Origin of the sequence: Pseudoalteromonas amylolytica (assembly GCF_001854605.1) — a bacterium.
GTDB lineage: Bacteria > Pseudomonadota > Gammaproteobacteria > Enterobacterales > Alteromonadaceae > Pseudoalteromonas > Pseudoalteromonas amylolytica.
The window spans coordinates 208669-226665 of the sequence record NZ_MKJU01000035.1; the positions used below are offsets into that span (position 1 = coordinate 208669).

General features: G+C 43.8%; 16 protein-coding genes. 8 read left to right on the forward strand and 8 right to left on the reverse strand.

Annotated features, from left to right (window positions below):
- The first annotated feature begins 50 nt into the window (after nucleotides 1–50).
- From BET10_RS20140 to BET10_RS20155, 4 genes are all read left to right on the forward strand, one after another.
- Nucleotides 51–2537, forward strand: coding sequence for a S9 family peptidase (locus BET10_RS20140; RefSeq protein WP_070987751.1), 2487 nt, complete (start codon nucleotides 51–53; stop codon nucleotides 2535–2537).
- A gap of 16 nt (nucleotides 2538–2553) precedes the next feature.
- Nucleotides 2554–2973 (forward strand): hypothetical protein, encoded by a 420-nt coding sequence (locus BET10_RS20145; protein WP_070987753.1) that lies wholly within the window; start codon nucleotides 2554–2556, stop codon nucleotides 2971–2973.
- A 44-nt stretch (nucleotides 2974–3017) separates the two neighbouring features.
- Nucleotides 3018–3989: a S41 family peptidase gene (locus BET10_RS20150; protein ID WP_070987755.1), complete on the forward strand. Its 972-nt coding sequence runs from the start codon at nucleotides 3018–3020 to the stop codon at nucleotides 3987–3989.
- A 112-nt stretch (nucleotides 3990–4101) separates the two neighbouring features.
- Nucleotides 4102–4758 carry a hypothetical protein gene (locus BET10_RS20155; protein ID WP_070987757.1) on the forward strand — a complete coding sequence of 219 codons (657 nt, stop codon included), beginning with the start codon at nucleotides 4102–4104 and terminating at the stop codon, nucleotides 4756–4758.
- A 4-nt stretch (nucleotides 4759–4762) separates the two neighbouring features.
- Here BET10_RS20155 and BET10_RS20160 read toward each other — a convergent pair whose 3' ends face one another.
- The 4 genes from BET10_RS20160 to BET10_RS20175 all read right to left on the reverse strand — a co-directional run bounded on the left by BET10_RS20160 (nucleotide 4763) and on the right by BET10_RS20175 (nucleotide 8045).
- Nucleotides 4763–5620, reverse strand: coding sequence for an EamA family transporter (locus tag BET10_RS20160; protein ID WP_070987759.1), 858 nt, complete (start codon nucleotides 5618–5620; stop codon nucleotides 4763–4765).
- Nucleotides 5621–5839: 219 nt separating this feature from the next.
- Nucleotides 5840–6631 carry a Rossmann-like fold-containing protein gene (locus BET10_RS20165; protein ID WP_070987761.1) on the reverse strand — a complete coding sequence of 264 codons (792 nt, stop codon included), beginning with the start codon at nucleotides 6629–6631 and terminating at the stop codon, nucleotides 5840–5842.
- A 72-nt stretch (nucleotides 6632–6703) separates the two neighbouring features.
- Nucleotides 6704–7555, reverse strand: a complete 852-nt coding sequence (locus BET10_RS20170; RefSeq protein WP_083330629.1) for a GGDEF domain-containing protein — start codon at nucleotides 7553–7555, stop codon at nucleotides 6704–6706.
- 64 nt (nucleotides 7556–7619) lie between these two features.
- On the reverse strand, nucleotides 7620–8045 hold the full coding sequence (locus BET10_RS20175) for a DUF3429 domain-containing protein (protein WP_070987763.1): 426 nt from the start codon (nucleotides 8043–8045) through the stop codon (nucleotides 7620–7622).
- 265 nt (nucleotides 8046–8310) lie between these two features.
- Here BET10_RS20175 and ahpC point away from each other — a divergent pair, with 265 nt between their 5' ends.
- Nucleotides 8311–8880 carry an alkyl hydroperoxide reductase subunit C gene (gene ahpC / locus BET10_RS20180; RefSeq protein ID WP_070987764.1) on the forward strand — a complete coding sequence of 190 codons (570 nt, stop codon included), beginning with the start codon at nucleotides 8311–8313 and terminating at the stop codon, nucleotides 8878–8880.
- 64 nt (nucleotides 8881–8944) lie between these two features.
- Complete coding sequence (ahpF, locus tag BET10_RS20185) at nucleotides 8945–10522, forward strand: alkyl hydroperoxide reductase subunit F (RefSeq protein ID WP_070987766.1); 1578 nt, start codon at nucleotides 8945–8947, stop codon at nucleotides 10520–10522.
- Between the two features lie 199 nt (nucleotides 10523–10721).
- On the opposite strand, the gene BET10_RS20190 is transcribed toward ahpF, so the two are convergent.
- Nucleotides 10722–12701, reverse strand: coding sequence for a leucine-rich repeat domain-containing protein (locus BET10_RS20190; RefSeq protein ID WP_070987768.1), 1980 nt, complete (start codon nucleotides 12699–12701; stop codon nucleotides 10722–10724).
- Between the two features lie 255 nt (nucleotides 12702–12956).
- On the opposite strand from BET10_RS20190, the gene BET10_RS20195 reads away from it, so the two are divergent.
- Nucleotides 12957–14027 (forward strand): SGNH/GDSL hydrolase family protein, encoded by a 1071-nt coding sequence (locus BET10_RS20195; RefSeq protein WP_070987777.1) that lies wholly within the window; start codon nucleotides 12957–12959, stop codon nucleotides 14025–14027.
- A gap of 144 nt (nucleotides 14028–14171) precedes the next feature.
- Nucleotides 14172–15566: a YHYH protein gene (locus BET10_RS20200; protein ID WP_205987560.1), complete on the forward strand. Its 1395-nt coding sequence runs from the start codon at nucleotides 14172–14174 to the stop codon at nucleotides 15564–15566.
- Nucleotides 15567–15619: 53 nt separating this feature from the next.
- On the opposite strand, the gene BET10_RS20205 is transcribed toward BET10_RS20200, so the two are convergent.
- The 3 genes from BET10_RS20205 to nudB all read right to left on the reverse strand — a co-directional run bounded on the left by BET10_RS20205 (nucleotide 15620) and on the right by nudB (nucleotide 17719).
- Nucleotides 15620–16072 carry an activity regulator of membrane protease YbbK gene (locus tag BET10_RS20205; RefSeq protein ID WP_070987779.1) on the reverse strand — a complete coding sequence of 151 codons (453 nt, stop codon included), beginning with the start codon at nucleotides 16070–16072 and terminating at the stop codon, nucleotides 15620–15622.
- A 4-nt stretch (nucleotides 16073–16076) separates the two neighbouring features.
- On the reverse strand, nucleotides 16077–17030 hold the full coding sequence (locus tag BET10_RS20210) for an SPFH domain-containing protein (protein WP_070987781.1): 954 nt from the start codon (nucleotides 17028–17030) through the stop codon (nucleotides 16077–16079).
- Nucleotides 17031–17281: 251 nt separating this feature from the next.
- Nucleotides 17282–17719 carry a dihydroneopterin triphosphate diphosphatase gene (nudB, locus tag BET10_RS20215; RefSeq protein WP_070987783.1) on the reverse strand — a complete coding sequence of 146 codons (438 nt, stop codon included), beginning with the start codon at nucleotides 17717–17719 and terminating at the stop codon, nucleotides 17282–17284.
- Between the last annotated feature and the right edge of the window lie 278 nt (nucleotides 17720–17997).

The window sequence follows — 17997 nt, forward strand, 5'->3', positions numbered from 1 at the left end:
AATTAAGTATATGATGCTCGGTTATATGGATCGGGTAGGACGAAAATAACATGAAGCGTTTGCTTATTGGCTTAGTGATTTTTGTAATGGCACCAATTTCAGGTGCCTTTGCACAGCAACAAGGGTACCAAGTACCTTCCCCCGCGTTGGCAAAATTAGTGGATGCAAAACTGCTGCCCAGCAGTTTTTTGAGCCACGACGGTAAATGGTTGGCACTGTTAGAACGAAAACGGGTTCTGACATTGGACGAACTCACGCTATCAGAAAAGGCATTGGCGGGCATTAAGTTTAATCCAAAAACTTTTATGCGAGACTCTCGTCGCACTTACTTATCATTAGAATTCAAGCATGTTGATACAGGCTCAGTGATACGCCCTCAGGGGATCCCAGCGGATGCAGTATTACGCTCGCCTCAGTGGTCGTCTGATAGTCGCTATCTAAGTTTTATTGTTGAGCAAGACGCCAGTGCCACTTTGTGGGTCTATGACATTAAAGAGCGAGAGGCGCGTCAGCTTAGTGAGTCAACGCTCAATGGCGTGGTTACAGCAACGCCGTATTATTGGCTACCAGATGGGTCTGCAATTGTGGTTAATTTTGCGGTTAACCATGGTCAACCAACGCTTAAGCCAAAAGCGCAGTCTATAGTACCTATCGTCCAGCAAAGCAGTGGCGAAAAGGCCCCTGCTAGAACTTATCAAAACCTTTTGAAAACACCATTCGATGAGGCGCAATTTAAATTTTACGCCCAAGGACAGTTGGCAAAAGTGCCATTGAATGGACCCGTTAGGGGCATTGGTAAACCTACCTTGGTAAAATCGTTTTCAGCATCACCGGATTCCACCAGTCTGATAGTGGGCATGATCGACGAGCCATTTTCTTATCAGGTGCCTTACCAGCGCTTTGCCAGCGTTTGGCAAGTTTGGGGCATGACAGGTTATCCTTTGTATGAGCTTGCCAGACAGCCTTTAGCAGAGAATATTCCCAAGGGTTTTGATAGTGTGCGCACAGGTCCTCGGGAGTTTCAGTGGCGAGCCGACCAAGGGGCAACTGTGGTATGGGCCGAGGCACAAGATGGCGGTAATATGAAACAAGATGTCCCCCATCATGACTATCTATACACAATCAGCGCACCGTTTAAACGTGAGCCAGAGCTGCTGGCCAAAGTTGAGCGTCGTTTTTATGCTATCGAATGGGCAGACGATGAGGTCGCGTTACTCAGTGAATGGCGTTTTAGCGACCGCAGTGTACGCACCTCGGTAATCGCACCAAGAGCAGCCGATCAAAACCGCGTAGTATTCTCTGAGCGTAGTTATAATGATGCTTATAAAGATCCTGGTCAGTTTGTGTATACGCGCAGCGATCTAGGCTCGAAGGTGTTAAAGCTCATTGGTGGGCGTTATCTATTTTTACATGGTGATGGCGCATCAAAGTCGGGTAATCAACCTTTCTTGGACCGCTATGATGTAAAAACGAATAGCGCTACGCGTATCTGGCAATCGCAAGCACCATATTATGAACGCGTAAAAGGTCTACTGGATGATGAAGGAATGCGATTTGTCACCGTTAGAGAGTCAAAAACAGAGCAGCCTAACTTTTTCATTCGGGATTTAAACTTTGATACCTTAACGCAAATGACTCGCTACGAACATCCGTATCCTGAGTTCAATGGTGTTACTAAAGAGCAAGTAAAATACACCCGAGATGATGGCGTTGAGTTAACTGGTAACCTTTATTTGCCCGCTAACTATGATGTCACACAAGGGCCACTGCCTGTGTTAATGTGGGCTTACCCACTGGAATACAAAGACAAGAGTGTGGCTTCACAGGTGCGTGAATCACCTTATGAATTTCCATATTTTGGTTACTGGGGCCCGATGCCTTATTTAGCCAAGGGTATCGCCGTTTTTGATGACCCTAAAATGCCTATCGTGGGTGAGGGGGAAGCGCTACCTAATGATAGTTTTAGAAAGCAGCTAGTCGCCAGTGCCAAAGCAGCAGTAGATACGCTGGTGGACAAAGGCGTGGCTGATAAAGATAAAATTGCTATTGCCGGTCATTCTTATGGTGCCTTCATGGTGGCAAACCTCCTTGCACATTCTGATTTGTTTGTCGCGGGTATTGCTCGTAGTGGAGCATACAATCGCAGCCTCACACCGTTTGGTTTTCAAGGTGAGGAACGTGACTTTTGGGAAGCACAAGATGTATATGCCAGTATGTCGCCGTTTTTTCATGCAGAGAAAATTAACGAACCTATGTTGATGATCCACGGTGATAAAGATCCTAATTCTGGCACCTTTCCTATGCAGTCAGAGCGTATGTATGCGGCGCTCAAAGGGTTAGGTAAACAAGCGCGTTTGGTAATGTTGCCCAATGAAGGGCACGGTTATCGCGCACGTGAAAGTATTTTGCATGTACTTTGGGAGCAAGAGCAATGGTTAGACAGCTATCTTTTCTCAGAGGCCACGGTAGAAGGCAGTAATGACGGTGAACAGCAACACAGTGACAATGCTGTTTCACAAAGTACACAAAGCGACTAAGCAGCGTGAGTAATTAATGAATATCAAGCAGCTAATTCAAAACTCATTCACAGTGTTGGCGATTGCGTCAGCACTGTTAATGTGTGGTTGGCTGCTTGCACCAAATGGCGTCGAGAGTGGTGAGCCGAAAATAACGGCCCAAGGGCAGGGAAGCACAGTAACTGCCTTTGTAAAAATGGATGACACAAGCCAAGCTCAACCTAGAGCTTTGAGTCAGGCACAGCAATTTTTGCATGCAAAGCAAAGTATGCCACCCGCAATTTTGTTGTTTGTTTTTGCTTTGTTATGCGTCAGTTGTATACCGTATCTAGCTGCATTATTTTTATCTTTAATTCCTTGGTATTGTCGTAATCAATCACTCGCCAAGCTGCGGTTTTCACTGTGGCGTGATAACAACATACTCAAAAGACACACCAGCCATTCATTGACTCTTTAATTTGTAATTTAACTTTTGAACTAAATACAAATTAAAGGAAAATCATGAATAAACAAACCAACCCGTTTAACCACCTGCTGGGCGCTATTTGCTTGGTAATGTGTCTATTTAGCAACGCAGAAACAAGTGTTGAAGTACCGATAAGCGCAGAGCAACGCCTTGAAACGCTTCAGCTGATCAGCAATCAAATCGAGCAAGGCTATGTGTTGCCCAAGGTCGCAAATCAGGTTGCCTCAGCATTGCTTGAGTTAACGGAGCAAGGTCGCTTCGACCATATTGAAACCCGTCAGCAGTTTATTGCTGAGATAGACCAACAGCTACGTGACTTGAGCAATGATGGCCACCTTGGCCTTGTGCCAATGCGCACAGACAAAGTGGTTACGCATATTTTGCAAGAGTCAGATGAAAAGCGTAACAATAACTTCGCGTTTGAGCAGGCCAAGGTATTAAGTGGCAATGTTGGATATTTAAAGTTCAACAAACTACACCCAGACGAGCGCGCCATGGAAGTCGCAACTTACGCACTTAACTTTTTAAGTCATACCTCACACTTGGTGATTGATTTAAGAGAGTGTGGTGGTGGGTCGATGGAGCTTGTGAGGCATTTGATCAGTCATTTTGTCAAAGATAAGACACATCTTTGGGATATCTTCTCAAGAGATGGCTTTAGCTATAGCGTTGAAAGCTATGCCGTTGTGGCCCAAGCACGCTTACAATCTATGCCAATTACTATCCTAACAAGTCGTAATGTGATCAGTGCCGCAGAGTTTTTTACCTATACATTGAAACATTTAGGTAGGGCTCAAGTTGTTGGCGAGCAAACAGCAGGGCTGGCACATGCCACAGGGGTTAGACAAATCAATGATTGGCTGGTTTTGAGGTTGCCACTTATGCGCCCGGTTAACCCAACAACACTTGGAAATTGGGAGCAGGTAGGTATTAAACCTGATATTGAAGTACCACAAGCCCAAGCGTTGGTAAGCGCACTTGCAAAAATGCAACCTACCAAACAATAGGGATGTGCCGTCACGGGGTAACTGTGTGACGGCCACCAATCCTCACGCTTGTTGAGGGGGCCGTTTGTTGTTATGTTTAGCCAAACCAAACATAACAGGGCGATGATTATAAATGGAGCAGATACCGAGTGAACGCTTTGAGTTTAACCTGAGCGAACTGTCGTTAGAAGTCTTTGATAAACACACTCAGCACTTGTACCCGCCCATATTGTTACCAAGTGCGCTGCGCTGTGCACTGGTGCATCCAACCAAGCCATGGTTATTTACGCTCTGTTTAGGTGATATAGGCATTAATGTGTGGCACTTAGAAACAGCCGCGCACTTGTTCACAATAGAAGGTATGGAAAGTCCTGCTGAGTTTATTATGTCTAACAGTGGGCGTTTCATCGTCATACGCTCACACTGGAATGCCATTTCAAGTTCTGGTGATTGCTTTTATCTGATTGATTTGCAAGGAAATATAAACAAACATTATACGTTGGTAGAACTTGTAGTTGAGTATCCCTATGAATTTGATCCCAAAGTATATTTTAGTGATACAGAGCAATATCTGTACTTGATTTGGGACGACGAATTTGAAGATATCAACGATGTGTTCAGCATGCGCTTCGAAATACACAATGATGAAGGCTTGCAACTGGTTAAGGGCGAGCAAACTCACCAGAGAGTGCCACAGCAGCCTTACCACCCTGATTACTACCCGTTTGACCTAACTGATAATCTAAGCGAGTTGGCGATACTAAAATATGGTCAACATTTTGAGGGCTGAATTTTTAGCTGTGTGCTTTGTTACTCGAAAGAGAACTGCCAACCGATGCGGTGATCACCATCAAAATAGCCAGCCATTGCCAAATACTAAGCAGTTCACCGAGAATGATAAGACCTGCCAAGGCGGCAATGGCAGGTTCTAAGCTCATCATGATACTGAAACCTTGAGCAGGCATGTTACGCAATGAAACCATCTCCAAGCTGTATGGAAGTGCGCTCGAAAGCAAACCTATCATGATCCCAAGAGGGATCAACTCCCAATTTAGAAGCGCAGCTCCTTGCGATGCGACGCCCAGTGGCACCACAGCAATCGCTGCCACTGTCATGCCCAAAGCAACAGTTGCGCCACCAGAGCCTTGGTTGCCTGTTTTTTTACCAAAGAGAATATAGCCGGCCCAACATGCTCCAGCAATAAGGGCTAGTAGCACTCCGATGGGATCTAATCCGTCAGCACTACTCATATCCGGTAGTAGCAGTAAGATCCCCAATAAAGCGAATAAAACCCATAAATAATCTCGTTTGCGCCTTGAGGCAAATAAAGCAACCGCTAAGGGACCTGTGAACTCTAATGCAACACCAATACCCAGTGGAATCCGCTCTATCGCGTAGTAAAAGGTAATATTCATACCGCCAAGACACAAGCCATAGATCAAGATGGGCTTTTTATTGGCGGGAATAACGCGCCAAGGCCGAAACACGAGACATAAAATGAGTGCAGAGAAACCCAAACGATAGGCAGTTGTACCCTCAGGGCCAACAAAAGGAAATAATTGTTTAGCAATCGAAGCGCCTGATTGAATGGTTGTCATTGCAATCAGTAAACACAATACAGCAAACAAAAAGTCTCGATTGGTTAGTTTCATTTAGGATGGTTCTCTATCACACTCATTTTTTGCAAGACGCCTAGTCTAAAGGGCTTGCACCGGTGCAGCAAGGCTTTTGTATACATTATTCAGTGGGTTTACGGCCAAGCATCCCTTCATTTACATTAGATAACTTTATTGCGATTTTCTAGTTACTAATGTTTCTAGTTCGGGTTTACAAAAATGGCCGTTTGCACTTTTCAGTACACGCCGTGTGCATTAGCTATGGTAGGTGGCTAAAAAATCTTGCCAATGCTGTTGATGTGTCAACATGGTGCGGTGTTTTTTAGAGTTTTTATGTGCTTGCGCATCTGCTTCGCTGTGAAAGGGGCCAGCTCGACAAAAACTACAATGGTTGTCTTGCAAATAACGGGGAATATAGAGTTGCTCTTGTAATGTTGGGTTGGCCTTGGTCGAAAACACATAGGTTATGCCGCTGGTATCTTTAACATGCTTGTCTCGGTCTACATTACGGATTTTATAGCCTGGAAACTGAGTGATGTCGAAAGGGTGCTGACCTAAATAGCTCATCTTGCTATTAACACATAATGACCCTTCCAAGTCCCACTCACAGTAGGGTTTGACATCTTTTGAAGTGATGTAGCACAGCATTGGCCCCTGTGGGTCTAACGCAAAGCGGTATGCGTTATCAATGAACTGACGCAACAAACCACGATTGAGCGTATTGATTGAATACTGTTGCTGTGCAAATGCCTGTTGGTCAGCAAATGCGGGAAGTAATGGAAATTGAAAAATCACTAAGTCAAAGCGTGGTTGTGCCAAACGTTGCCAGCTGTTGATACTTGTGACATCAAATTCACTCAGATATTGGCTACAGGTTCCACTGATTAAATCTAGCGCATGATCTTGATATTTATTACGAATGGTTTGTTCGTTGTCATAGGTGCTGGCGGTGAGTTGGCCCGTGCTAAGGCGCGCTTGTAGTGCATGAGAAAAACTTAAGTCGCCGTCTCCTACCGTGAGCACACGCCATTTTGGATCTATAATCATAAAAACTACATCATAATAAAAACAGAGGCGAGTATAACATCGCTGAAAATGAAAATCTTACCGTGGTTTAGGTTAAGTTGGTTTTGCCTGAGCGCTACGAGAGCGGCTAGACGTTCTAGATTTGTCTTTGTACATTTTGTTGTCTGCCATTTGCAAGATTTTATCTGGTTCTTGATATTTGTCTGTGGCAGCAAAACCAATGCTTACATCGACTTGATATTGTTGTAAATCAGGGTTGATAAGGGCTCTAAGCTCTTTGCATTCATCTGGGCTAAGATTACTAAAGGCGACAAACTCATCACCCCCAAGTCGAAATACGCATTCCTTATCAAACTGCTCAATGAGGGTCAGGGCAAACTTTTTAAGCACCTCATCACCGATATGATGCCCATAAGTATCATTAGCTTGTTTAAAGTTATCCAAATCAAAATAGTAAAGCCATTGATACTGTTCGCTTAAAGTAGAAAACTGAGTAAAACAGGCTTTGCGATTACCCAGTTGCGTGAGCGGATCATGATAGGCTTCATGGCGGAGTTTTTCTTCGAGCTGTTTACGGCTTGCTATTTCTAAGTTGAGTTTAGCAATGGTGACCTTTTTGGAAGAAAGTAGCCGCAACATGCCGTAGCAAACAAGCACAAAGCCGATGCTTTTTAATGAGGTATCTAAGACTAAAACGGGAATGATGGTATGACCGACAAAGTTGTCGAAGATATCAAGTAGCAGCCCGAGACAATAAAAAGACCAACCAAAAACCAGTGGTTTACTGTTTAGTTGCTGTGCAACGAGAGTAATGGTCGATGCTGACAAGCAAAACCACAGTATTTCTTCAACCGCGCTAATATCCACACTTGGTTGTGAAAAAGCCCAAAGCAACAAGGTGGCACCTAACACCCAAATCAGTGTAATAATTATTTTTTGCGCCATTGTTTATCCACATCTTGCCTACATCTAGGCTTTGCAATTTGTCTCTTACAGGTTAGCAGAGTATTTAAACTCTAGTTAGCTCAATACTTTGTGCAATCATAAATAAATGACATACAAATACGACAGACGTCAAAATGTAGCGCATTTTGTGATAATCCTTATGGTACTGCTGCCAAGCTGGCATGCCACGTTCGAACAACAAGACGATGGGAAAACAAATCGCAAGATATACTAATGTGCTGGTTGCAGAGGCTAGTACCAGTAATGGGAAGGGAACCACAACGAGTACCGCCATGACGGCATGGGTATAAGATTGCTCACCGGCACGCCATAAGGTGCCCGCCATAAATGCCAAAATTCCCATGCTGTATAAGGTAAATGCTTCAATTGCGGGTACGGAAGAGCCAAGTAACAAAGGCCAGAATACACAAGCTAAAAAAGGAAGAACGCCGTAGTAGCCCAATTGAATATGATTTAAGAACGGATGCATGATTTCCTCAATAATACGATGTTGTAACAGTGAACATGTGCGAGTATACCGCAGCCACGACGATGGTTATAACTTCTATGCAAAACAATCGATAAAAGATCACTTAGTCATCGTTAAAATAGCCTTCAATCTAAAAAATTGATTAAACCAATTCAAACAATCTATTTTATTTAATTGGTCAACACCTCTATCTTAGTAATCAAGCAAGGCGGGCTGGCTAACACAGCTCGATATCGACATTAAACAAAACTAAGAGAGTGAAATTATGACTACTTCTTTGATCAATACAAAAATTCAACCTTTCAATGCAACTGCTTACCACAACGGCGATTTCGTTGATGTGAGCGAAAAGGATCTACTTGGTAAATGGTCAATTGTATTTTTCTACCCAGCGGATTTTACCTTTGTGTGTCCAACTGAATTAGGTGACTTAGCCGATTACTATGCGCAGCTACAAGAGATGGGCGTAGAGGTTTACTCAGTATCAACAGACACACACTTCACGCATAAGGCTTGGCATGATGCCTCTGAAACCATCAAAAAAATTCAGTTCCCAATGATTGGCGACCCGACAGGCCGTATTACCCGAAACTTCGGTGTAATGATTGAAGAAGAAGGTTTGGCACTACGTGGTACGTTTGTGATTAACCCTGAAGGTGAAATCAAAGTGATTGAAACTCACGATTTAGGTATTGGCCGCAGCGCTAAAGAACTTGTTCGTAAGGTGCAAGCAGCACAATACATTGCCAACCATGATGGTGAAGTATGTCCGGCTTCGTGGCAGCCAGGTGAAGAAACATTAGCACCTTCACTTGACCTAGTAGGCAAAATCTAAATCAGACTCAAACGGGGTGGTGCACCCACCCCATTTTTTTCAATTGCTGTGAGGATGACCGAGCATGTTAGAGCAAAATATCAAAAATCAACTTACTAGCCATTTCAGCGCCCTAAAAGATCCTGTTGAGCTGGTCATTGCACTCGATGACAGCAACAAAGCTAAAGAATTAGAGGCGTTAGCGGCAGACTTAGCATCGCTAAGTGACCAAATCACTGTAACAAACAACCCAGACACCGAAGTACGCAGGCCAAGTATGACGCTCTACTCACCAAAGCGTGAGACACATATTCAGTTTGCGGGCGTGCCTATGGGGCATGAGTTTACTTCATTAATCTTGGCGGTACTGCAAAGTGGAGGGCATCCTGCTAAAGCATCAGAGGATGAAATCGCACAAATTCAGGCGTTAGAGTCAGAATTGAACTTTGAAATGTATATCTCATTGAGCTGTCAAACCTGTCCGCAGGTGGTTCAGGCACTGAACTTGATGGCGGCACTTAATCCGTTAATCAAAACCACCATGATTGATGGTGCATTGTTTCAAGACGAGGTGAGTGAGCGCAACGTATTGGCCGTACCTGCGGTTTACTTAAATGGTGAGCTATTTTCTCAAGGCGCAGTGACACTCACTGACATTCTTAATAAGGTGGATGTAAACGCTGCGGCTAAACAAGCGGCTAAGCTAAATGACAAAGAAGTGTTTGATGTATTGGTGGTGGGTGGTGGACCTGCTGGCGCATCAGCGGCTGTGTATGCAGCACGTAAGGGACTAAATACGGGCGTGGTTGCTGAGCGTTTTGGCGGCCAAGTGGCCGACACCATGAGCATTGAAAACTTTATTTCAGTTAAAGCCACAGAAGGGCCAAAACTGGTTGCACAACTCGAAGAACACGTAAAACAGTATGATGTGGATGTGATGGCAGGACAGCGCGCGGCTAAAGTGTATCGTGACCAGCTACTGCATGTTGAGTTACAAAGCGGCGCAACGCTCAAAGCAAAATCCATCATTTTAGCAACCGGTGCGCGTTGGAGAAATATGAATGTGCCAGGTGAGGCCGAATATAAAGGACGAGGAGTGGCATATTGCCCGCACTGTGATGGCCCACTGTTTAAGGGGAAACCCGTGGCGGTCATCGGCGGCGGTAACTCGGGTATTGAAGCGGCGATTGATTTGGCGAACATTGTCGAGCATGTCACCGTGCTGGAGTTTGCAGATAGTTTGCGTGCCGACGAGGTATTGATCAAAAAAGCTAACAGCCTAAGTAATGTAACCATCATCAAAAATGCACAAACCACAGAAGTGCTAGGAGATGGAAAGCGAGTGACTGGGCTGAGTTATACCGACAGGGTGACACAGCAAAGTCATGAACTGACACTGGCAGGAGTATTCGTACAGATTGGCCTTGTGCCCAACACCGAGTTTTTAAAGGACTCACAAGTGAGCCTCACGCAATTTGGTGAAATAGAAATAGACAACAAAGGTGCCACTTCCATGCCGGGCGTATACGGCGCGGGAGATGCGACCACCGAACCATTTAAGCAAATAATTATTGCAATGGGGTCGGGGGCCACAGCCAGTCTCGGAGCCTTTGATTATTTAATCCGTCATGCTCAGCAAAACGAGCAAGAGCAGGCAGCCTAGTCATTGCAAGCCAGCCTGTTAGGTGGCTGGCAACACCCAGCAATGTAAAGCCACCTTAGGATTTAAGGTGGCTTTTTTATATGGGACGATTTAATAAAAACAAAAACGCCAGAGCAAGCTCTGGCGTTTTATTTATAGATTAGAAATCTAGTAGCATCCTTTTAATAGGCTACCAAATTAATAAAAAGTTCCATCATGTTTAATTTTCTTTGGATGAAACACACTCGTTACGTAACGATATGATTTCAATGTCTAAGTTGCGTAGTTTTTCTTCATCTTCACAGGTAATTTTACTGTTGTGAATTTCAAGGTACGTTAACCGAGGAAGCTGTGCGAACACATCAACATTGAAAAGCTCTTCCGCTCCCGTGATACTGATGAAATCTAGCTCTTCTAACTTCGCAATCGCACTGAGATCTGAGACGGACAAATCTTTCAATGTTAAAGATACAAGACTAGTAAGCTGCTCAAGGCCAGTTAAATCAGTTAAGTCCTTTAACCCGGCAAGTTTTAGAGTACGGATGACCTCGTTTTTACCGAGAGCTTGCAAAGATGATATGTTATGTTGCTGGTTGTCAGCCTCTAATTCTAATTTTGTGACCAGGGGCATCGTGCTGAGGTTGGGTAGCGAGCTAATGGTATTAGCTGTAATACTAATCTGGTGCATTGTTTGTAAGCCGTTGAAAGCATTGCCGTCAAAAAATTCAGGGTCAATGTCCACAAAAGCTAAATTTGGCAGTCCAGCTAACCAATTTGTATCAATACTGCTCTTTTCTCCTAGGGAGCCAGATCTCGTCAACAAATATGTAAGTGATGTCATTTCCTGTATCACTGAAAAGTCGATATGATTGCTTTGCACAATCTCTAACATATTGAGTTCTTTTGTATGGAGTAGGGGAGCAAGAGAAGTTATCCCTGTATTGGCATATAGTTGGGCTATCTTTAATTTTTGATAGCCAGCTAAAAAGTCTATTGAATTTACCTCGACATTCACAAGCGTTATATGTTCTAAATTTGTAAGAGCTGCAGCTGTGTTCGTATGGGTAAGCTGAACATCTATAAAATGTAGATATTTTAGTTTGCTGTGCGCAGGGAAAACTCGCATATCAAATGAAGTATCTTCTTCTAACCCAAACGCTCTGAGGTTAGTTAGTGCTTCTAAAAAGCTATAATCGTAGATATTAGAATAGGATAGGTATAGCCCTCTCAAAGCTATGGCCTTACTTAGGTCAGTATCATCGCTGAGCTGAACCGACTTCAGAACAAGAGTTTTGAGCTTGCTAAGCGTCTGATCAGAAATGACGACACCGTTTGTTTCGGACTCGCCACAACGGCTCAATTTAAGCGTATCTAATCTTGAGAGTTTGTCGAAGTTAATATTGCTACAACTAATATCTGTGCTGTTTAGGTTTGTTATTGTGAGCGAACTTAGTTGGCTTAATTGCTCAAGTTGCGTGATAAGTGTGGCTGTGTCAGCACCGTCTGCTGTTGCGTATTCAAGCTCTAAGGTGTTCAATGTTGGTACGTTAATCAGCTCTGAAATGTCCTCAAGCTTAGCATTTCTGATCGTTAATTGTTCCAAGCCTACAATCTGTGATATTCCTGCAAGGGATTTTATGTCGTAATACTCACACTCTAATACTTTAATATGTGCATCTACCGCTGCGGGAACCGGATAATATAGGTTTCTAAAGTAGATGCAGTCGTGCAAGTTTTCATCCGTAATACGCTCTAAATCAAGATCAGGATAGGCATTTACTTTTATATCAAAAGTGGTGATGGTGTTAGGGACGTTATCACCTCCGACTATCAATTTAAATGATAGTGTGGTGTCTTCGAAAATACTCGGTACGACTATTTCAAGAGATTGAGCATCTTTATCGGCATGGGGGATATTGATCAATGGGCCATCAGTTTGCTCCCATATGTAAAACACATTCTCAATGTTCTGGGCCTCGACTGTTGGCTGAATGGTTATGGTGTCACGCTCATTGACCTCGGTTGGTGCGCCTATTTCTACAATTTTGATTTGGTCCTCGTCACTAGACTCTCCAGATGTATCTGGTTGTGTAGGTGTGGTTGACTCAGAGGAAGGCGTCGATTTGGGTTGCTCTGAAGAACCGCCACCGCATGCTGCTAAACCTAATGTAATCAATAGGATAAATAATCTTTTAATCATTGTGAATTTTACAGTAAAAAATATCGTGAGATTGTAACATACAATAGCTGTTTCTCTTAACGGTATATTACGTTTGTTGTTAAGTATCAGCCAGCTTCTGAGTGTGTTGGCTTATTTTCCAAAGCTTATGTGACTATGAAAGCATGCGTTGTGCCCTTTATGTTTGCGGGTTTTATTAACATGAAGAAAACTCGATTGCCTCGTAGGGAAGTAAAATCTATGTTGTATTTTTAACCTAACTAAGGAACAAACAACATGTACAAGGCAGGTTTACTTTCGTTATTGCTTAGCAGTTCGTTGGCTTATGGGGCCACTTTACCCGCAACTCATCACGCGATTGGTTATGAAGGCCGAACGGACAAGCATTACGATTTGGGGCTGGTCAATATCAACTGGCCAGGTAGTAACTTTAAAACCCAGCTTAAAGGTCGCAGCCTCTCGATGACTTTGATTGGTTTAGGAAATCAATTTGATGTCTTGGTTGATGGCAAACTACACAAAAAGATCGTTACCGACTACAGCGGTCAACCGCAAACTTACCCCTTATTCCATCAACAAGATGTTGCTGACGTTGAAATTGAGGTGGTAAAGCGCTCAGAAGATACCGCAAACTTTAGCCAGATCTTAAGTTTCGAAGTAGATGGGCAATTGGCAGGAGTGTGGCAGCAACAAAAGCATATTTTATATATTGGTGATTCAATTAGCGCAGGCTTTGGTAGTGAATCTAATAAACGCGACTGTACATGGCCAGAAGTACAAGCGACCAGTAACGCACGGCTTGCGTTTCCATACGTGAGCGCGCAAATGCTAGATGCCAGTTTTACGCAGTTGTCTGCATCAGGCCTTGGTCTTATTCGCAACTGGAGTGGTAATCAACCACACCACACTTTACCTTATTACTACGATAAAGCGGGTGCAGTTTTTGAAGATACACGCAGTTTTGAAGATAAGTTTCCGAATTTAATTGTGTTGGAGGTGGGCACCAATGACTTTAGTACCGATCCTCAAGCCCATGAACCTTGGGCCGACATTCAAGAAGTTAAACAAGCGTGGATTAAGCGCATGGTAGAGTTTGTGAAAACGCTACGAGGTCGCTATCCAAACCAACCAATTTTAATGATGCCAAGGCCTGCTTACCCCTATGATTTGATCATCCCCGCAACCAATGAGGCCATTGCCCAGCTCAACGAGCAAGGGATAACTGAGTTATATTCACAACCATTTAGCTCGGCTTTGAGTGGTTGTGTTTGGCATCCAACCAAGCAAGAACATCAAGAAATAGCGACGCAGTTGGTTGATTTTATTAAAACAAAGCAGTTGCTTTAGACATAGTCACACGACGCTTGGCGGTGTGGTTGTAACACTTACAACCACACCAAAGCACAGCAGCTTTATACTTCCTTATTTATTCCTCATTTACACACTAACTTAAAGTGGTCGACAAATGATCAAAGATGTTTTGGAGGGGTTATGAAAGTTCAAGTTACTGACAAGTTTCAGTTGTGTGCGCGGGCAATTGCGCTTATGAGTGCGATGTGGCTAGGTGGGTGTGGTAGCTCAAATAGTCAAACCGATACGCAGTCATCAGACAACTCGGAGCAACCGAGCCAAACGACTAACAGTGCGCCGGTAGCAAGTGCTGGTGCTGATCAGAATGTTGGCATTGGTCAAACATCGACGCTCAGTGGCAGTGCCAGTCGCGATGATGATGGCGATGACTTAAGTTATCAATGGAGTATGCTTGAGCGCCCCGACAATAGCCAAGCAAGTATCCAAAATAGCACTTCGATTAGCGCTTCTTTGGTGCCTGATGTTGAAGGTATATACCGAATTAGTTTGACGGTATCGGATGGTGAACACAGTGCTCAAGATGAAGTCATCATCAGCGCAGCGCAAGCGACTTCACAAACTGAGGATATCACCAATGCAATCTTCACCAAGCAAAATACCTCTTGCGTATCATACGTCGGCAACTATGAGTCCTTTGTGATTGATATACAAAGAGGTTTGGACTTTAGCGCTGACATTTCGATTTCCAGTGATGGCAATGAATGTACTTTTAGCGTCAATGAAATTCCTAATCATGACTTTAACGATGCTCAAGCGCAATTTGCGACCAACGTCAGTGAACAGTCTGCCAGTTACAGCGTACCCGTAGTGCCAGTTTTGTCTAGTTCAACCACAGCGGTTGAAATTGGTGTATCAAACGGAATTTTCTTAAATGGGGTTAGTGTGGATATCATGGCGGCGGCCTGTTATGGTGTGGGGAATGAGCCTTTAGGCAGAGAAAAGATAGGCTGTGGGGCCAATCAAAGTGACCACCCGTGGCGTTATGACCCGATGTCACCGCTAAACTCCTTTGGAACAGACAGCCACAACGCCCACCCCCAACCTAACGGGCGCTATCATTATCACGGCAATCCAAAAGCCATGTTTAGACAAGGCTGCCAAGTGGTCTCTCCTGTGATAGGGTTTGCTGCAGATGGCTTTCCAATTTATGGGCCTTGTATTGAAATCGATGGCGCTATTCGCCAAGCAAGAGCGAGTTATGCACTGAAAAACAATGGTGGCAAGAGGCAAGATGTTAGTGGCTATCAAACGCCACAAGGTAGTGTAGGAGAGGTGGCCAGCGACAATTATGATGGCCAGTTTCGCTCAGACTGGGAGTATGTTGCAGGTTCGGGAGATCTAGATGAATGTAATGGTATGGAAAAAAATGGCCAATATGGATATTACATTACCGATAGCTTTCCTTGGGTGGTGGGCTGTTATCGTGCTCTAGTTAACGATTCATTTAAACCAACAGGCATGGCATTAGACAATCTACTGCACGACCACGGTCATGTTCACACGCACCATGACTAAATCACAGCGTTTATGATTGAGCAGCGCTGGCAGTGATGTACTGCCGATGGTTGCTAAATGGCTTTAACCCACATGACACCGACGTCTTTTTTAACGACTTTAACGCGAGTGCCTTTGCTGAGGGGCTGTTCGCTTTTTAGTTGCCATTGAATGCCAGAATAGCTGTGATATTGCTTGCTGTTTTCGTCGAGATCGGCTTCGAGTACAAAATCAATGTCGGCAAAATCGCTACTTAGCGCTTTGCCACTAGATGACTGTTGTAGCCGAAGTAAAGGCTTCCAAAGTAATAGAGCCAACACAAACGTCAATAACGCATTGACCCAAAGTGCCGTGAGCCAATCTTCAGTCAGTAATCCAGCATACATCATGGTGCCGCAAAAAATCAGTGATAGCCCCAAAAACAGCAAAACAAATGTGGCAAACCCGAGCACTGCAACTTCAATCACCAGCGCTAAGATCCCCAATACAATGAGCGATTGCGCCAAGTTGTCTAATATGAACGCCATTCACTTACCCTTTTTGTTGTTTATTTATAGAGTTAATAATAGCCATGCCTTGTGCAACCAGCGAGCTGGCATCGGTGCCAGAATCTGGTAATAACACCACTGAAGACTCTTTAGCAATCGCTTGTTTGGCGGCGATAGCTTTTGTTGCAAGGTCTAGCTGTATCGCTTTTTGCCCAGCTTGCGTATCGGCGGCTTCACCCACTTTACGTAGCGCTTCAGCTTGAGCTTGTGCAACCGCGAGAATAGCTTGGGCTTCACCCTCGGCGCTTAAGATTTGCTCCGCTTTTTCACCTTCAGCTGCAAGTACTTGCGCTTGTTTTTTACCTTCGGCCACGTTAATCGCAGCTTGTCTATCACCTTCTGATTCAAGTATTTGCGCGCGTTTCACACGCTCGGCTTTCATTTGCGCCTCCATCGCTTCCATTACCGAATTGGGTGGCACAATGTCTTTAATCTCATAGCGTAAAACTTGGATGCCCCACGGATCGGATGCGCTGTTAATGGCGGCAACAATATTGGTATTGAGCAAGTCGCGCTCTTCAAAGGTTTTATCCAATTCCATTTTACCAAGTTCACTACGCATGGTGGTTTGCGCTAACTGGGTTACTGCAAAAATGTAGTCATCTACGCCATAAGTCGCTTTGTATGGGTCAAGTACCCTGAAATAGAGTACGCCGTCGACTATCAATGAAATGTTGTCTTTGGTGATAGCCGATTGAGAAGGCACGTCCACTGCTTGCTCTTTTAAGCTCCTATCAGCTGCAATACGGTCGATAAATGGCACGATAAAATTTAGGCCCGCTTCTTTGGTTGATTGATATTTACCAAAACGTTCGACCATCCAAGCTCTGTTTTGTGGTACGAACTTAATACTGCTTTTGAGCACCACCAGCACAAAAATAAGCAAGACAACTTCAATGTTAAATAAGACTTCTAAAATCTGACTAAATGGTTCCATGGTATTCCTCGCAAAAAACGCTTTGACGATTAATTATTGTGTATTGCGCTGTGAGTAGCCAGCGCTAAAACACCGCCTAGGGTAGGCTCTGAAACGTATTATTCCCTAAAAAACTCAGGGAAACCAAGCGTAACAGGGCGGTTGGTAAATATTACAAATAATCGCTGTGTACTGCACCTCATCACAGTGTTCTGTATCTTAATTGGGTTCATTATAGGAGGATTATTTTAGAAAAAGCAATCGGTGAAATTCTATACGGTAATATTACGTATCTCTTTTGCATTACTGGATGACCAAGCTTTATCAGCTGCTGTCGATTGATTTAACCACAGGTGCTGAGTGTGTTCGTTAGGGTCGAGTATTACTTCAATATGGCTAGGAACACAAACACTAAACACATGCTCGGTATTAATTTTCGCGCCTGCAATATAACGGTGTCGCCAACACTCTCTTATCTCATAATGATTGGTGCGCTTATGGTCGACAATTTCAATGCCGAGCGCTTGTGCATCAATACCTGTTTCTTCATTTAACTCTCTATGTGCGGTTTGTAAGGGAGATTCATTGTGTTCAACACCACCTGTTACGGATTGCCAAAACTCGGCATCATCGGCGCGTTGTATAAGTAGAAACTTGCCAGCGTCATTGTAAATCACAACTAGCACTGAAACGGGTTGTCTCAAAGGCATAATAGCTCTGGAAAGTGTGTTTAGCTTTATAATATCACTATATGAGGTTGTAAGATATGAAGTTTATAAGGCACAAAAAAAGTGGGCCCTAATAGGGCCCACTAAAATAACAACACCTAAACAGTGTGCTTTAAGGAAGATAAAACACCACCAACGTCCTTATTGGTATCAGCGATATCTACTTTTCAAAGGAGATAATGCTTTTAATGCGAAACAGATAATACAACTATGTTTATTAAATGTAAACATTAAATTAAAATTTTATAGAGAAAAATTGC

Bases quoted from the DNA above. Each gene is read 5' to 3' on its own strand.
- BET10_RS20140 (WP_070987751.1), top strand. From the start codon at position 51: ATGAAGCGTTTGCTTATTGGCTTAGTGATTTTTGTAATGGCACCAATT.
- BET10_RS20145 (WP_070987753.1), top strand. From the start codon at position 2,554: ATGAATATCAAGCAGCTAATTCAAAACTCATTCACAGTGTTGGCGATT.
- BET10_RS20150 (WP_070987755.1), top strand. From the start codon at position 3,018: ATGAATAAACAAACCAACCCGTTTAACCACCTGCTGGGCGCTATTTGC.
- BET10_RS20155 (WP_070987757.1), top strand. From the start codon at position 4,102: ATGGAGCAGATACCGAGTGAACGCTTTGAGTTTAACCTGAGCGAACTG.
- BET10_RS20160 (WP_070987759.1), bottom strand. From the start codon at position 5,620: ATGAAACTAACCAATCGAGACTTTTTGTTTGCTGTATTGTGTTTACTG.
- BET10_RS20165 (WP_070987761.1), bottom strand. From the start codon at position 6,631: ATGATTATAGATCCAAAATGGCGTGTGCTCACGGTAGGAGACGGCGAC.
- BET10_RS20170 (WP_083330629.1), bottom strand. From the start codon at position 7,555: ATGGCGCAAAAAATAATTATTACACTGATTTGGGTGTTAGGTGCCACC.
- BET10_RS20175 (WP_070987763.1), bottom strand. From the start codon at position 8,045: ATGCATCCGTTCTTAAATCATATTCAATTGGGCTACTACGGCGTTCTT.
- ahpC (WP_070987764.1), top strand. From the start codon at position 8,311: ATGACTACTTCTTTGATCAATACAAAAATTCAACCTTTCAATGCAACT.
- ahpF (WP_070987766.1), top strand. From the start codon at position 8,945: ATGTTAGAGCAAAATATCAAAAATCAACTTACTAGCCATTTCAGCGCC.
- BET10_RS20190 (WP_070987768.1), bottom strand. From the start codon at position 12,701: ATGATTAAAAGATTATTTATCCTATTGATTACATTAGGTTTAGCAGCA.
- BET10_RS20195 (WP_070987777.1), top strand. From the start codon at position 12,957: ATGTACAAGGCAGGTTTACTTTCGTTATTGCTTAGCAGTTCGTTGGCT.
- BET10_RS20200 (WP_205987560.1), top strand. From the start codon at position 14,172: ATGAAAGTTCAAGTTACTGACAAGTTTCAGTTGTGTGCGCGGGCAATT.
- BET10_RS20205 (WP_070987779.1), bottom strand. From the start codon at position 16,072: ATGGCGTTCATATTAGACAACTTGGCGCAATCGCTCATTGTATTGGGG.
- BET10_RS20210 (WP_070987781.1), bottom strand. From the start codon at position 17,030: ATGGAACCATTTAGTCAGATTTTAGAAGTCTTATTTAACATTGAAGTT.
- nudB (WP_070987783.1), bottom strand. From the start codon at position 17,719: ATGCCTTTGAGACAACCCGTTTCAGTGCTAGTTGTGATTTACAATGAC.